14 protein-coding genes and 2 pseudogenes are annotated in these 13,543 nt (G+C 56.6%); 7 read left to right on the top strand and 9 right to left on the bottom strand.

All coding sequences use genetic code 11. The annotated features are described in order from the left end of the window. The 4 genes and pseudogenes from TX82_RS07330 to TX82_RS07315 form a co-directional block, all read left to right on the top strand. Positions 1 to 183: pseudogene (locus TX82_RS07330) on the top strand (leucyl aminopeptidase); the annotation flags it as partial. Between the two features lie 3 nt (positions 184 to 186). Further along, positions 187 to 672: a hypothetical protein gene (locus TX82_RS07325; protein ID WP_005008774.1), complete on the top strand. Its 486-nt coding sequence runs from the start codon at positions 187 to 189 to the stop codon at positions 670 to 672. Between the two features lie 4 nt (positions 673 to 676). Continuing rightward, the gene (locus tag TX82_RS07320; protein ID WP_005008772.1) at positions 677 to 1,279 is read left to right on the top strand and encodes a hypothetical protein; all 603 of its coding nucleotides are present in this window, start codon (positions 677 to 679) and stop codon (positions 1,277 to 1,279) included. 60 nt (positions 1,280 to 1,339) lie between these two features. Further along, entirely contained in the window at positions 1,340 to 1,678 is a 339-nt protein-coding gene (locus TX82_RS07315; protein ID WP_144079121.1) for a hypothetical protein, read from the top strand. A gap of 35 nt (positions 1,679 to 1,713) precedes the next feature. On the opposite strand, the gene TX82_RS07310 is transcribed toward TX82_RS07315, so the two are convergent. The 8 genes and pseudogenes from TX82_RS07310 to TX82_RS07280 all read right to left on the bottom strand — a co-directional run bounded on the left by TX82_RS07310 (position 1,714) and on the right by TX82_RS07280 (position 10,297). Continuing rightward, the gene (locus TX82_RS07310; protein WP_005008766.1) at positions 1,714 to 2,460 is read right to left on the bottom strand and encodes a tetratricopeptide repeat protein; all 747 of its coding nucleotides are present in this window, start codon (positions 2,458 to 2,460) and stop codon (positions 1,714 to 1,716) included. Positions 2,461 to 2,567: 107 nt separating this feature from the next. After that, a complete protein-coding gene (gene ychF / locus TX82_RS07305) occupies positions 2,568 to 3,668 on the bottom strand; it encodes a redox-regulated ATPase YchF (protein ID WP_005008764.1) in 1,101 nt (366 codons plus the stop codon). Positions 3,669 to 3,687: 19 nt separating this feature from the next. Next, a complete protein-coding gene (locus TX82_RS07300) occupies positions 3,688 to 4,716 on the bottom strand; it encodes an MFS transporter (protein WP_005008762.1) in 1,029 nt (342 codons plus the stop codon). Positions 4,717 to 4,759: 43 nt separating this feature from the next. Beyond that, positions 4,760 to 5,023: pseudogene (locus TX82_RS16695) on the bottom strand (MFS transporter); the annotation flags it as partial. A 115-nt stretch (positions 5,024 to 5,138) separates the two neighbouring features. After that, positions 5,139 to 5,456: an outer membrane protein assembly factor BamE domain-containing protein gene (gene bamE / locus TX82_RS07295; RefSeq protein WP_005008761.1), complete on the bottom strand. Its 318-nt coding sequence runs from the start codon at positions 5,454 to 5,456 to the stop codon at positions 5,139 to 5,141. Between the two features lie 184 nt (positions 5,457 to 5,640). Further along, positions 5,641 to 7,173 carry an Rne/Rng family ribonuclease gene (locus tag TX82_RS07290; RefSeq protein ID WP_005008758.1) on the bottom strand — a complete coding sequence of 511 codons (1,533 nt, stop codon included), beginning with the start codon at positions 7,171 to 7,173 and terminating at the stop codon, positions 5,641 to 5,643. A 134-nt stretch (positions 7,174 to 7,307) separates the two neighbouring features. Beyond that, positions 7,308 to 8,411 carry a rod shape-determining protein RodA gene (gene rodA, locus TX82_RS07285; RefSeq protein WP_005008753.1) on the bottom strand — a complete coding sequence of 368 codons (1,104 nt, stop codon included), beginning with the start codon at positions 8,409 to 8,411 and terminating at the stop codon, positions 7,308 to 7,310. Positions 8,412 to 9,391: 980 nt separating this feature from the next. After that, entirely contained in the window at positions 9,392 to 10,297 is a 906-nt protein-coding gene (locus TX82_RS07280) for an RluA family pseudouridine synthase (RefSeq protein WP_005008751.1), read from the bottom strand. A 108-nt stretch (positions 10,298 to 10,405) separates the two neighbouring features. Between TX82_RS07280 and TX82_RS07275 the strand changes: the two genes are divergently transcribed. Continuing rightward, positions 10,406 to 11,287 (top strand): hypothetical protein, encoded by an 882-nt coding sequence (locus TX82_RS07275; RefSeq protein WP_005008750.1) that lies wholly within the window; start codon positions 10,406 to 10,408, stop codon positions 11,285 to 11,287. An 18-nt stretch (positions 11,288 to 11,305) separates the two neighbouring features. Here the strand turns inward: TX82_RS07275 and moaB are convergent, their stop codons facing one another. Beyond that, positions 11,306 to 11,824, bottom strand: a complete 519-nt coding sequence (gene moaB / locus TX82_RS07270) for a molybdenum cofactor biosynthesis protein B (protein ID WP_005008748.1) — start codon at positions 11,822 to 11,824, stop codon at positions 11,306 to 11,308. Between the two features lie 111 nt (positions 11,825 to 11,935). Between moaB and TX82_RS07265 the strand changes: the two genes are divergently transcribed. Further along, the gene (locus TX82_RS07265; protein ID WP_005008746.1) at positions 11,936 to 12,655 is read left to right on the top strand and encodes an SDR family oxidoreductase; all 720 of its coding nucleotides are present in this window, start codon (positions 11,936 to 11,938) and stop codon (positions 12,653 to 12,655) included. A gap of 34 nt (positions 12,656 to 12,689) precedes the next feature. Then, the gene (locus tag TX82_RS16515; protein ID WP_005008745.1) at positions 12,690 to 13,481 is read left to right on the top strand and encodes a peptidoglycan recognition protein family protein; all 792 of its coding nucleotides are present in this window, start codon (positions 12,690 to 12,692) and stop codon (positions 13,479 to 13,481) included. Positions 13,482 to 13,543: the final 62 nt, after the last annotated feature.

Genomic DNA, 13,543 nt, shown 5'->3' with positions numbered 1-13,543 from the left:
GCGGGCGTCAGCGCGGGCACCATCACCGCCGCCGCGTTCCTCAAGCAGTTCGTCGGCGACTTCCCGTGGGCGCACCTCGACATCGCCGGCACCGCCTGGGGCTCCGAAGAAAAACCCTACGTGCCGAAAGGCGGCTCCGGCGTCGGCGTCCGCCTGCTGGTCCACTACCTTAAAAATCTCTGAAACATGATCGACTCCATCATCATCTTCGTCCACCTCATGTCCGCCGCCGTGGGGGTGGGGGCCAGTGTGTACTGCCTGTACCTGCTCCTGCCCCGCTTCGACAAGCAGGAGGCGGGCCGGCCCATGGACGAAAATTCCATCACCTACAAACTGCTCGACGTGCTGGTGCCGACGGTCTTCGTGTCGGTCCTGCTTCTCGTCGGGTCCGGCATCTATTACCTGATGGAAAACTACACCGAGCAGGTGAACCTGAAAGACGGCTATTACAACATCCTCGGCATCAAGCTGATCTTCGTGATCGCCGCGTTTTTCCTGAGCGTGTACACCACCTTCGCCCTGCGCCCGCGCATCTCCGACCTCGACCTCAAACCGGAGGAGGCAAAAAAGGAAGTGGGGCCGACTCTCGACACCATGCGCGCGCTCAGCCAGGTGACGTTGATCACCATTGTCTTTGCCGTTTTCATGGGAATCTACCTCGCCCGGTTTTGACGTCATGAGCGAGCGCTGGCAGGAAACCGATTCGCGCCTTCGCGAGGAAGGCGGCGCGTTGAAACAATCCGCGATGAACCGGCACGATGCGCGCTTCTCCGACTGGCATGCGAATGCGCGGGCTTTCGTTCAGGAATTCGCGCCGAAAAAACTCCCCGCGTTCGACGAAATCCGGTTCGCCTCCGACTTCCTCCTCTCCAAACCCGAAGACGAGCAGAAAGAGATCAACGACCGCATCGCACTGGTGAGTGATGTTGATCTGTGCTTCGACCTTCTCGACCAGGTCGCCGAGATCGCCGAAGAAAGTTCGAAGAAAGAAAAAGCCAGAAAGCAGGCAGGGCCTGCTTCTTCGCCGTCACCTGCCAGCGCCGCACAGCCGGCCCCCGTCAACGCACAGGATCTGCGCGCGGTGGTGGATCGCATGGATCTGTCGTCGCGCGACAAGGCGGAAATTCTGGATGAAATCGAACGCGTCGAGCGCGCCCTATCCAAGCCACAACCGGACTGGGACCAGATCAAGCGCGTCATCCGGTTTCTGCTCGATTTCGACCGCACGCTGGCCATCGAAGCGATTCCGCTGATCCTCGCACGCATGCCGAAAAGCTAGTTGTCAGCCCCCGGCATTTCCAGTACCATGACGGTGAAATTCGTTTTTTTGGAGCCGCGCATGACCGACACCGAACCGCAACCCACCGAACAAACCTCCCCGTCCCAGCAGGCGGAGTTTCTGACCGAGGAAGCCCCCGCCGCGCCGCAGAAAACGGACGAGGAGATCAACCTCAACGAACTGTTTCCGGACGCGGACCAGGATTTGAACGACCTGTTTCCTGAACCGGAACTGAAAACCCTGCTCAAAAAAGTCCATAAACAGAAACACGACATCGAGGTCATCAAGGACCGGTTTATGGAAGACCACGACGACTCGTCCGAAGATGAGAGTGAAGACACGGCGTCGGCGGATGAAGCCGCCACGAGTGACGACACATCTCCTACCGCCGAATCCTGATTCCTTGCTTTAATTAGAGATGACTGCCGTTCCGGTCACGGGTGTGCCGGGGGCGGGTTGTGGTAGGGATTTTTCATGCTTCCCGGCACGCGGTGGTTGTGCGTGGATTCGCCGCCCCGTTGCAGGCGTTTCAGCACGTTTTCCATGTGGTCGTACCCCATGCGGTAGTTGAGCGCGCCGTAGGTGTCGCGCGCATGCATGAAGGATTCCATCGCTTCGGCGATGCGTTCCATCTTCCAGTACAACTGGCCGAGGTTCTCGTGCACGTTGCCGAACACACGGTTGCCTCTTTCTTCCTTCAGCACCGCGAGCGATTTCAGGTACCAGCTTTCCGACTCCTCCAGGTCCTCCATTTTGCTGTACATGTCGCCGATGTCCTTGAGTGCCGTGGCCTGCCCCAGCACGTCGTTGTTCTGCGTGTGGTATTTAACGGCAGTGAGGTAGCTTTTCTCCGCCTCATCGGAGCGGTTGGCCCACAGATACAGGTCGCCCAGCGACTCGTAGGTGCGCGCAACGTGGGGCCAGTCCTCCCGTTCCTCAAAGATGGCGATGGCTTTCATGTAATTGTCGGCGGCGGCGTCGAACTCGCGGTAAAAATAATTGTCCGATGCCTTGTGCAGGTACGCGGCGGCGGGGTCTTTGGGTTCCTTGTAAGGGTTCAGCTCGCGCGTGTCGGTTTTGACCTCGACGGGAAGGTCGCGGATGATGGTGAACGGCAGGCCGAGCAGAATCAGAAACCCGAAGGCAAGGGCGATGCGTTTTTTGTTCACAAAGCGGGGCATGCGGACTCCTAGAGGGAATCATCACGTCGTTCCGATTATACCTTAATGGAGGAAGCGGGGTCGAACGCATTCGGCCCGACCCTGCGGGAGGGTTGATTTATCAAAGCTTAGACGTTGAAACGGAAGTGCAGGATGTCGCCGTCCTTCACGATGTATTCCTTGCCCTCGAGCCTCATCTTGCCCGCTTCCTTGACGGCGTGCTCGGACTTGTATTGCACCAGGTCGTCGAAGTGGAACACCTCGGCGCGGATGAAGCCGCGTTCGATGTCGGAATGGATCTTGCCCGCCGCCTGCGGCGCTTTCGAGTTTTTGCGCACGGTCCACGCGCGGTTTTCTTTTTCGCCTACGGTGAAAAACGTGCACAGATCGAGCAGTTGATAACCTTCGTTGATCATATGGTGCAGGCCGGTTTCTTTCAAACCCATCTCGTCCATAAACACACGCTGTTCTTCCGGATCGTCGATCTCCATGATCTCCATCTCCAGCTTGCCCGCCAGCACCACCACCGGCGCGCCTTCCTTTTCGGCGATCTCTTTCGTCGCCTTGACGTGCGGATTGTCCCCGGCGCTCGTGGGATCGTCGATGTTGCACACGTAGAGCACGGGTTTGGTGGTGAGCAGGTTGAGCGACTTGACGAAACGTTCCTCCTGCACCGTTGCGAGCGGCAGGAAGCGGGCGGGCTTTTCCTCTTCCAGCGTGCCCATCAGTTTCTGGATCAGCTCCAACTGCCACTTGGCGTCCTTGTCACCGCTTTTGGCGGTTTTCTCCAGCTTCACCGTGCGTTTTTCCAGCGTTTCCATGTCGGCGACGATCAACTCCATGTTGATGACGTCGATGTCATAGGCCGGGTCCACTTTCGGGTGCACGTGCATGACGTTGGGATCGTCGAAGCAACGCACGATGTGGGCGATGGCATCCACCTCGCGGATGTTGCCCAAGAACTTGTTGCCGAGCCCCTCGCCGCGCGACGAACCCTTCACCAGTCCGGCTATATCCACGAACTGGAGCGTGGTCGGCGTTTTCTTTTTGGCCTCCACCAGCTGGTTGATGGTTTCAAGGCGCGGATCGGGCACCTCCACCACGCCGACGTTGGCCTCCACCGTGGTGAATGCGTAACTGCCGGACTCCGCCTGGGTTTTGGTGAGGGCGTTGAAGATGACCGATTTACCGACATTGGGCAGGCCGACCAGGCCGCAGGTGAATCCCATAATGCGAGTGTCTCCGTTTCTATTTTCTGAACGAGTTGTGGAGGTGGTTGAACGACTTCAAAAACATGAGGCTCACCAGCACGAATAAAGCGTAGGCACTGATCCAGCGGAAAAACTCGGAGGCGTCCACGAAACTGAGCAGGGTGAGAAAGTACACCGCGCCGACGTTGCCGTAGGCCCCGGCCATGCCGGCCATCTTGCCGGTGAGGTCCTTGCGGATGAGCGGCACCATGGCGAAGCACGCGCCGTTGCCCGCCTGCGCCAGCATGGAACACACCACGCAAAGCGCGATGGCGGCGGTGAGCGGCCACGCCGGGGTGATTTCGCCCATAAACCAATAACAGATCATGCAACCCAATACCAGAACAAACAAAACGCGCCGCCGGCCGATCCTGTCCGCCAGCCAGCCGCCGCTGGGCCGGGTGACCAGGTTGAAGAACGCAAACGAGGAACCCAAAATGGCCGCCGCCGTGGCGGACAGAGCAAAAGTGGTCTCCAGGTATTCGGGGAACATGGAGATCACCGCCAGTTCCGAGCCGAAGGTCAGGGCATAGACGAAACTCAACACCACGATCTGCTGGAAGGGATAATGCCGGTCCTCGTGCAGGCCGTTTTTGAGGCGCGGCAGATTGACCTGAAGACACCGGTAAATCTCGAACAGGCAGAACACCCCGACGGCTGCCAGCAGCCCCCCCATTTCCCACCCGGAAAGCAACGGCGTGGACGGATGCGACAGCTTCCAAACGAACACCCCGAGCGCACCGTACAACGGCAGGAACAGCAGAACCTGCAGGACCAGGTCGCGGTAGGAAGTGACTTCGATGGTTTTTTCCAGCGTAACGGGAAACTGGGTGGCGCGTTCGGGAATCTCTTTCGCCTGCCGGTGATACACCCACGCCCAGACGAGACACAGCACGCCGGAAAACGCCGTGGCCACGCGCCAGCCGGTGGCGGGATCGAACGCCGCCGCGATCGGCGGCAGGGTGAACGCCGCGGCGGCCGCCCCGAAATTGCCCCAGCCGGCGTAGATGCCCTGCGCCGTGCCCATTTTTTTCCGGGGGGAACCATTCGGCGATCATCTTGATGCCGACCACGAACCCCGCGCCGGCGACACCCATCAACAGGCGCGCCGCGACAAATTCGTTAAAACGCGTGCATTGTGCGAAGTACAGGCTCACCGCACCGGAGAACACCAGCAGGCACACGAAAACGATCTTCGGCCCGTGCTGGTCCACCAGCGCACCGATGACGATGCGGGCGGGGATGGTCAACGCCACGTTGCACACCATGAGGATGCGGATCTGGTCCGCACTCAGCCCCGCATGGTGTTCCAGCGTGGTGTTGAACGGCGCCATGTTGAACCATGCCAGAAACGTCAGGAAGAAGGCGATCCATGTCAAATGCAGGACGCCCTGCTGGTTCCTGTCGAATCCAAACATGTAAGGCTAAGGGGTCTTTCTTTCGGGATATTTATTTTGTTTCGGACTCGTTGGACATGACCTGGTACTTGCGCACCACGCCGTTGTCGTCGAACTCGACGATCAGGCTTTTGGTCGTGTCGTCACCAATGGCCCGGTATACGCTTTTCTCGTAAACCCAGACGGGGTGCCCGTTTTGAACACCGGTGCGGAACGGCTCCCCGAACATGGCCTGGATATCCTGCTTGGTGGTGGCGCCCTGAGTGATGTGTTGGGTTTGCGACAGGTCGAAATCCTTACCCACGGATCCACAACCCGCAAGCAACACACCCCCCGCCAGCAACACCGCAAACAATACATTCCTTTTCATGGCTTACCTCCTTCCGGAAATCCAGTTAGCATCTCCTGCCTATTCCGCCTGATGGACTCAACAGACCGCCGAAACCGATTCGGGGGTCCAAACAGGCCAACTTTCCTGACGGAATGATCCGATTCTATCACGCAGCAAGAGGCAACCCAAACGCAAGTTGGGAAGGGGAATGAAATCAGGGCATTCAGGTGATGATGTTGTATTTTTCCTGATGCAGTTTCTGGTTGACCTTGATATTGACTTCGATCCCGTAAAACTTCTCCAGCTCGTCGATGTAGGAAGTCTCCTCTTCAAAAAGCAGGTCGTATACCGCGGGCGGGACTTCGATGGTGATGTTTTTCGGGGTGAGGTGATTGCCCACCATGCGTTGCAGGGCACGGATGATCTCGTAACACACCGTGGCGGGCGACTTGATGTGGCCCTTGCCCTCGCAGTAAGGGCAGGGATCGCACAGCGTCTGGCTGAGACTGCCGCGCACGCGTTTGCGCGTCATCTCGACCAGGCCGAGTTCGGAGATCTTCAGGATGTTGGTGCGCGACCGGTCGAAACGCAACTCCTGCTGCAGCGCGCTCCACACGATCTCCTTGCTTTCCTCTCGCGACATGTCGATGAAATCGACGATGATGATGCCGCCGATGTTGCGCAGGCGAAGCTGGTACACGATCTCCTTGACCGCCTCCAGATTGGTCTTGAGGATGGTCTCTTCCGGATCGGAGTGGCCGACAAACTTGCCCGTGTTGACGTCGATGGCCACCAGCGCTTCGGTCTGGTCGATGGTGATGAAACCGCCGGATTTGAGCCAGATCTTGCGGCCGAGCGCGCGGTTGATCTCGATCTCGATGCCGAAGTAGTCAAATATGGGCACCGATTCCTTGTACAGCTCGATCTTGTCAACCAGCTCCGGCAGGTAATTCGAACAGAACTCGATGCACTTTTCGTAATCGGATTTGGAATCGATGACCAGTCTCTGCACGTCCTCGTTGAACAGGTCTCGGATGGAGCGGAAGATGAGGTTGAGGTCTTCGTACAACAGGCTGGGCGCCGGTTCCGTTTCCACACGGACTTTCAGATTGTCACCCAGCTTGTGCAGAAACTGGATATCGGTTTCGAAATCCACCTTTTGCCGGCCCTGACCGGCGGTGCGGATGATGTAGCCTTCACCCGGGCGGCCGATTTCACTGATGATGGCTTTCAGCCTTTCTTTTTCATCCTCATTTTCGATGCGCCGGGACACGCACACCTGGTCCACCGTGGGCATATAGACAATATGCCGACCGGCCAGGGTGATGTATGAGGTGATGCGCGCGCCCTTGGTACCAAGCGGGTTTTTTGCCACCTGGACCATGATTTCCTGGCCTTCACGCAGCAGGTCCTGAATGGGAATGTGGTCCATCGAACGGGTGGGGGACACGGTTTCTCCTTCCTCGTGCCCATCCTTGTCCTCGTTGATGTCCACCTGGTTGGGTTTTTCACCGTCGTCGAGAAGGTCACCCGCGTCGATGTCGCCCACGTAAAGAAACCCGGCCTTCTCCAGGCCGATGTCCACGAAGGCCACCTGCATGCCGGGCAGGATCTTGGTGACCACGCCTTTATAGACGTTGCCGACGATGCCGCGCTTCGCCTTGTGTTCGACGAAAATCTCCACAAGCTGGTGGTTTTCCACCAAGGCCACACGGATTTCCCGCTGATTGGAATTGATGATGATTTCGGATGCCATAATTTTAGTGGAAGTCCGGAAGCGTCTTCCGGCCTTCAGACCGATTTTCGTCGTGTGAGGGAGAGCAGAAAAAGTATATCACGCTCGCAAAGGGTTAATTGCGATTTTTTGGTTTAAAAACCAATGGGTTGAAATCAAAGGATATTTCGCCGCATTTCAATATTCAATAGCAATCCCAGCGCAAAAAACGTAGTGATGAGCGACGAACCTCCGTAACTCATGAGCGGTAATGGCAGGCCAGTGACGGGAAACAGGCCCACCGTCATCCCGATGTTGAAAATGATATAAAACGAAATCGCCGCGACAATGCCCAATCCAAGAAACACGCCAAACCGGTCCGCCGCTCGATAGGCAATGTTGAGCCCTTTCAACACCAGTATCAGGAACAGCGTGAACAGGACCATCACTCCCAGAAATCCCATTTCCTCCGCATAAACGGAAAAGATGAAGTCCGTGTGCTTTTCAGGCAAAAAATTGAGACGGCTCTGGGTCCCCGCGTACAACCCCTTGCCCCAGAACCCCCCGGAGCCCACCGCGATTTTCGACTGGATGGTATGGTAACCCGCACCCAACGGGTCCAATTCTGGATTGAACAGGGTCATCACCCTCTGCTTCTGGTAGCCCTTCATCAAAAACCAGGTGAGCGGCGCGAGGATCAATACCGAAGCCCCCAGCCGCCAAAGGGTTCGAAACTCCATTTCGGCGGCCACCACAAACACAAAGAAAATAAAGAAAATTATGAGGGCGGTGCCGAGATCCGGCTGCAGGGCGATCAATCCCCCAAGCACTGCGGTCAACAAAAACGGCACTACCAGGTCTTTCAACTCGTATTTTTGCCCCTGGGGTTTGGCTTCTTCAAAATATTTGGCGAGGATGATGATGAGGGCGTATTTCGCAAACTCCGAGACCTGCAAGGTGAGGGGACCCAAATGGATCCACCGCTGGGCACCGGAAGAGACTTTACCGAAAAACAAAACGTATAAAAGGGCCAGCACCATGCCTGCGTAAATCAACCAGGCGTACCGGCTCCATACGCGGTAGTCCACAACCACGGCAATGAACATGGCCACCAGGCCAACCAGAATCCAGTAAATCTGCTTGAGATACAGGCCCCGGAAGAAAGTTTCCACCCGGGTGTGATTGGCACTGTGGATGGTAATCACGCCGATCCCGGCAATGACCAGGATCAACAGGAAATACCACAGATTGAAATGGGAGAGCAGCCTTCGGTCCATCATATTCCAGAAAAAATCCTAGCATATTGGAGGCGGGGAGAGCACGACCTTAAATGCAGATTTACGAAATACCCCTAAAATGTAGCGTTTTTACGACTCGGTGTAGGATTTAATATTGTGGATAAATCTGCGGGGCTTTGGTCTGACTCCATCGTAAAAAACATTGCGGCCCCCTTTTCTTTTCCAAGCAAGTAACTCCTTATAAATCAAGTATAAATGTTTTTGCTTAGAATGTAATCGATATTCCTTTATCCCTTTATTTTTTAAGTTTGTAGTGATACTCCCAAAGTTATTCACAGTTTATACACAAAATTTGTGGATACTGCACTTCCGTTCTCAAAAGCCTCAAAATCTCTTAAAATTCAAAGTACTAAAATGAGACCAACAGATTTTCCTTTAGTGACTGGGAAAAGTTCACCCGGCATACCGGAAAACCCCTAAAAATAGAGCTCTCCGGGCCCACCGCATTTTGCACGCCTTAAATCCTGCTTAAATAAAGGCCCGAATAAGCGTCAAAATTTTGATAGCCTTCGCACGCCCATTTTTAAGCAACTTCAGAGGGCGTGGAACACAACATGGGCAATTCTTTTTTGCAATCCGCCGGTAACCACAAAATCCGCATGACAAATTTTTGGACAGCCCCCTGAAGTTCATTTGTGGGGGTTTAGGGCAGGCTTATAAAAAGTGGGAGAATTATTGTGAATAACTCATAAAAATCAGCCCAAAAAAAGGGTATATTTAAACCATTGGGAAAACCATTGTATTTTGCAGGGTTTAATAATTGAAGTCGGATTGGCGCAATTACAAAAAAATTACCCTTATTTGGCAATTACTGATGGCTTCCGTGTTCTACTCACAGGTTTTCCACAACGTGACCAAATTCTGCAAAAAAAATTGCGCGCCCCCCGTTTTCCTCCCCACGTATAGAAAAACCGAAAATTATCGGGTTTCGACCAACTTAGAACATCCTATATATGCATGATTCAGGACTCCACCCACTTCGCCAGGTCTTCCGGGAATGGTACCGTCCAGTCACAACCCTCCCCGGACTCCGGATGGGTCACTTGCAGGCGGTGGGCATGAAGCGCCTGCCGGTCCAGACGCGGCACCGAAGCGCCGCGCAAATGACCGTACAAACGGTCTCCAAGGATAGGATGACCGATAGATGCAAGGTGTATTCGGATCTGGTGAGTGCGGCCTGTTTTGGGTTCAGCACGCACCAGCGCGTACTCCCGGTATTGTTTTTCTACGGTGTAGTAAGTTTGCGCGTCCCGGCCTCCTTCACTCAATGCCATTTTCTTGCGATGCACCCGGTGCCGTCCAATGGGGGCCTCGATCCAACCCGATGCCGGCTCGACCTTCCCCTTCACGAGCGCCAGGTACACCTTTTTCACCTGCCTTTCCTGGAACTGCTTTAGCAGATTCTCCATTGCAGTCGCGGTTTTCGCCACCAGCACAAGTCCCGAGGTGTCCTTGTCCAGCCGGTGCACGATGCCCGGACGCTCCACCCCGCCAATGCCGGAAAGGTCCTTGCAATGATGCAACAACGCATGGACCAGCGTACCGGTAGAATGGCCGGGAGCGGGATGGACCACCATACCCGCCGGCTTGTTCACCACGATCAGGCTCGCGTCTTCGTGCACAATGTCCAGCGAAATAGCCTCCGGACGGACGTCCAGCGGTTCCGGGTCGGGAACCGTCAATTCCACGCAGTCGCCCGTTTTGACTTTATAATTGGACTTGGCAATGGAGCCGTTGACCTTTACCCTGTGAGAGTCGATCAGTTTTTTTATATAGGATCGGCTGATGTCGGCCTGCACTTCCGTCAAAAAAACATCCAGTCGTTTCGAAGCACAGGGGGAGTCGATGTCGTATTCAAAATGTTCCACGGCAGGTTCCTGTCAAGGCCGTTCACCACGCAAATTCGGCCCTTGTGAATGGAGGGACACCGGGTGAACGGATCTTCTCATTGTACACGGATCAGGAGGCAGAATCTGATGCGGTTCTCCATTATCATGACCCTGGCGGCAGCTTTTCTGTGCGCCGGACTGTTTGCAAACCAATCTGTATTTGCCGCCGGTGCCAACCGGGTGTTCGTCACCCAGGTGGAGGACACGCGCACGACCGGAAACCATTTCGGACGCTGTGAGGTGGAACTCACGGTCATGGGACCGGCTGTCCCGGATTCCGCCGGCATCTACGACGTGAAGGTGGGATACGCTGTGGACGACACCGGGCGCATCCTGATCTCAGACAAGGGCGTCCAACGCGGCTTTTTCAAGCACAACAAGGATCGGGAGTCGAAACTCACCCATGACGTTAAATTGAAAAACCCGAACCGCTCCGCCCAGTTTATACAGATCCTTCGCGGCCATGTGCTCCTTTTCCGCCCCTCCGCCTCCAACGGCGGGCAGGTGGAGGTGAGGGGATTCATGCAGAAACCGGGTGAGTGGATTCAGGACCCCGCACTCAACGACTCAGATATCCGCATCATGTACATCACCAAGGAAACGCTGGAAAAACGGAAAGCCGAGCAGAAAAAGAAAATGATGGAAAGCGAAGAAATGGAGCAGTTCGGCCAGCAGTTGGGCGACGCCATGCTCAAGATGATCGAGGGCCTGTTCGGCGGCATGATGAAGGATTATAAAAACAGCCTGAACTTTATCGTGGAGGATCCCCTGAAGCGGGTGGTGGACATGAAGTTTCTGGACGCCGCGGGTAAGGAGATGGACTCCGCCTCGCGCAGTCACTTCGGTGAGGTGCGCGCCTACAGCTTCAAGGAGCAACCCTCTCCGGCCACGCGCATGGTGCTGTACCTGGCCTCGCCCGATGCCATCCTAAAGGTGCCGTTCGACCTCAAAAACATCGCCCTGCCCTGATCCGCCGACCCTTCCCGCCTATTTCTCCAGCAGGCGCGGCATCAACTCCACCAGGTTGCACGGCGGGTTGTTGCTGTTGAGCTGGTGCACCAAAATGCCGTCCCACGCATCCTTGCAGGCTCCCGTGGAGCCCGGAAGCGCGAACAGGAACGTGCCGTTGGCGACGCCGCCGGTGGCGCGCGACTGGATGGTCGAGGTCTTGATGTTCTGGTAACTCAGCCAGCGGAACAATTCGCCGAAACCGGGAATGGATTTGTCGTACAACGCCTCGAACGCCTCCGGCGTCACGTCGCGACCGGTCACGCCGGTGCCCCCGGTAGAGATCACCACGTCCACGTCCGGCGACGCGATCCATTCCTTCAGCTGTTTCTGGATGAGGTCGATCTCGTCCTTCACGATTTTCCGGTCTACCACCTTGTGGCCCGCTTTCTGAGCGCGCTCGACCAGCGTGTTGCCGGATTTGTCGTCGGCTTCCGTGCGCGTGTCGGAAACGGTCATGATGGCGATGTTCACAATTTTGCCCGCAGGTGCATCCATAAAAGTATCTCCTTGGTTCGATGTTGCGGGAATAGTACCAACCCGGCACGGACGCTTTCAATTCCTTTATGCGGTATGGTATAAGGAACCTTTGTTGAAAGAGGGGAACGCATGCCCACAGCCATCGTCACCGGAGCCGCCGTGCGCATCGGCAAAGCCCTGGCCTGCCGCCTGGCGGACCGGGGTTACGACCTCGCCGTGCACCACTACCATTCCCAACCGGACGACGTGCTCGCCTACGCAAAGTCGAAAGGGGTGAAGGCGAAGGGGTATTCCGTGGACCTCACCGACCTCGCCGCCGCGGAAAAACTGATCCCCGACGTGCTGGACGATTTTCCCGACGTCGAGGTGCTGATCAACTCCGCCGCCAATTTCATCCAGCAGAATATCGAGGCCACCACCAACGAAACGCTTACCGACACCCTGCACCTGAACCTGATGACACCGTATCTTTTGATGCGCGAGTACAAGCGTCGTGTCAACCGCGGCCTCATCGTCAACATCCTCGACGAACGCATCAACAAGAACATCCCCACCTTCGCGGCCTATTCCGTTGCCAAGGTGGCCCTCGCCCACGCCACGCACCTCGCCGCGGTGGAATGGGGGGACACGGTGCGCGTGAACGGCATCGCGCCCGGACTCATTCTGCCACCACCCGGCCACGGCGACGAATACCTCACCCGCAACGCGCCATACGTACCGACCAAAACCCATGGCCAGGTGGAGGACATCATGCACGGCCTCGATTACCTGCTCACCAGCCGCTTCGTCAACGGCGAGGTGCTGTTCATCGACGGCGGCGAATCGAAAGCGCGGCGCAGTCCGCAGTAAATCCCTTCTCCTTTTTCGCGAAAGGACCGGAACGATGGAAGAACAATTGCTGGAACGCCTGAACGCGGCGGCGCTGGCGCTCAAAATCCAAAAACCGTTCGACGGACGCACCACCCTCGCCACCAACAAGCAGGGCAAGAAATGGAAACGCCGCGATCCGGATGCCCTGCAGGGCATGGTATGGCATCAGGAACTGGGATGGGGGTCGATCGAGGCGGTCGCGCGTTACCATACCGGACCCGACAGCCACCTGCACGCGGGCGGGGTGGAGTCCATCGCCTACACCTTCGCCATCCGCAAGAACGGACAGGTGGTGCTGTGCAACGACCTCGACCGCGCCCCCTGGTCGCAGGGCTACGCCGGCAGGAAAGGCGACGAGAACGCGGAGTTTTTGTCGGTGATGTTCGAAGGCTTCTTTCAGGGAACGGGCGTGGACGATCCCAGCGCCGGGCACCCCAACGACCGGCAACTGCTCTCCGGCCTCGTACTATGGAGAATCTGCCAGGACCTGTGGAAGTGGAAGGCGGGCGACCTCTACGGCCATTTCCTGTTCGGCAAACCCGCCTGCCCCGGTGACACGTTGCAGACCGTGGTTGAAGCCGTGCGCTTCAACGCGCCCAAAAAACGCAAGCGCAAGTTCACCACGGTGCGCCAGCGGCAGCAGGGTCTCAAGGACTGCGGATTTTATAAATGGAAGGTGGATGGCTTATGGGGCCCCGGCTCCCGCGCCGCGTTGATCGCATTCCAGAAGGAATGTGGCCTCGCCGCCGACGGCCTGTGGGGACCCAACACCGAAGCCGCCCTGCTGGGAAAACTGGAAGAATAAACTGTGCTCTCCTTAAAGGGGAGATCGTTTCCCCCTCCCCTTTTCAAGGGGAGGGCTGGGAG

Origin of the sequence: Nitrospina gracilis 3/211 (assembly GCF_000341545.2) — a bacterium.
GTDB classification, from domain to species: Bacteria; Nitrospinota; Nitrospinia; order Nitrospinales; family Nitrospinaceae; genus Nitrospina; species Nitrospina gracilis.
This window is presented reverse-complemented; position numbering and strand designations above follow the sequence as displayed.

Bases quoted from the DNA above. Each gene is read 5' to 3' on its own strand.
- TX82_RS07325 (WP_005008774.1), top strand. From the start codon at position 187: ATGATCGACTCCATCATCATCTTCGTCCACCTCATGTCCGCCGCCGTG.
- TX82_RS07320 (WP_005008772.1), top strand. From the start codon at position 677: ATGAGCGAGCGCTGGCAGGAAACCGATTCGCGCCTTCGCGAGGAAGGC.
- TX82_RS07315 (WP_144079121.1), top strand. From the start codon at position 1,340: ATGACCGACACCGAACCGCAACCCACCGAACAAACCTCCCCGTCCCAG.
- TX82_RS07310 (WP_005008766.1), bottom strand. From the start codon at position 2,460: ATGCCCCGCTTTGTGAACAAAAAACGCATCGCCCTTGCCTTCGGGTTT.
- ychF (WP_005008764.1), bottom strand. From the start codon at position 3,668: ATGGGATTCACCTGCGGCCTGGTCGGCCTGCCCAATGTCGGTAAATCG.
- TX82_RS07300 (WP_005008762.1), bottom strand. From the start codon at position 4,716: ATGGGCACGGCGCAGGGCATCTACGCCGGCTGGGGCAATTTCGGGGCG.
- bamE (WP_005008761.1), bottom strand. From the start codon at position 5,456: ATGAAAAGGAATGTATTGTTTGCGGTGTTGCTGGCGGGGGGTGTGTTG.
- TX82_RS07290 (WP_005008758.1), bottom strand. From the start codon at position 7,173: ATGGCATCCGAAATCATCATCAATTCCAATCAGCGGGAAATCCGTGTG.
- rodA (WP_005008753.1), bottom strand. From the start codon at position 8,411: ATGATGGACCGAAGGCTGCTCTCCCATTTCAATCTGTGGTATTTCCTG.
- TX82_RS07275 (WP_005008750.1), top strand. From the start codon at position 10,406: ATGCGGTTCTCCATTATCATGACCCTGGCGGCAGCTTTTCTGTGCGCC.
- moaB (WP_005008748.1), bottom strand. From the start codon at position 11,824: ATGGATGCACCTGCGGGCAAAATTGTGAACATCGCCATCATGACCGTT.
- TX82_RS07265 (WP_005008746.1), top strand. From the start codon at position 11,936: ATGCCCACAGCCATCGTCACCGGAGCCGCCGTGCGCATCGGCAAAGCC.
- TX82_RS16515 (WP_005008745.1), top strand. From the start codon at position 12,690: ATGGAAGAACAATTGCTGGAACGCCTGAACGCGGCGGCGCTGGCGCTC.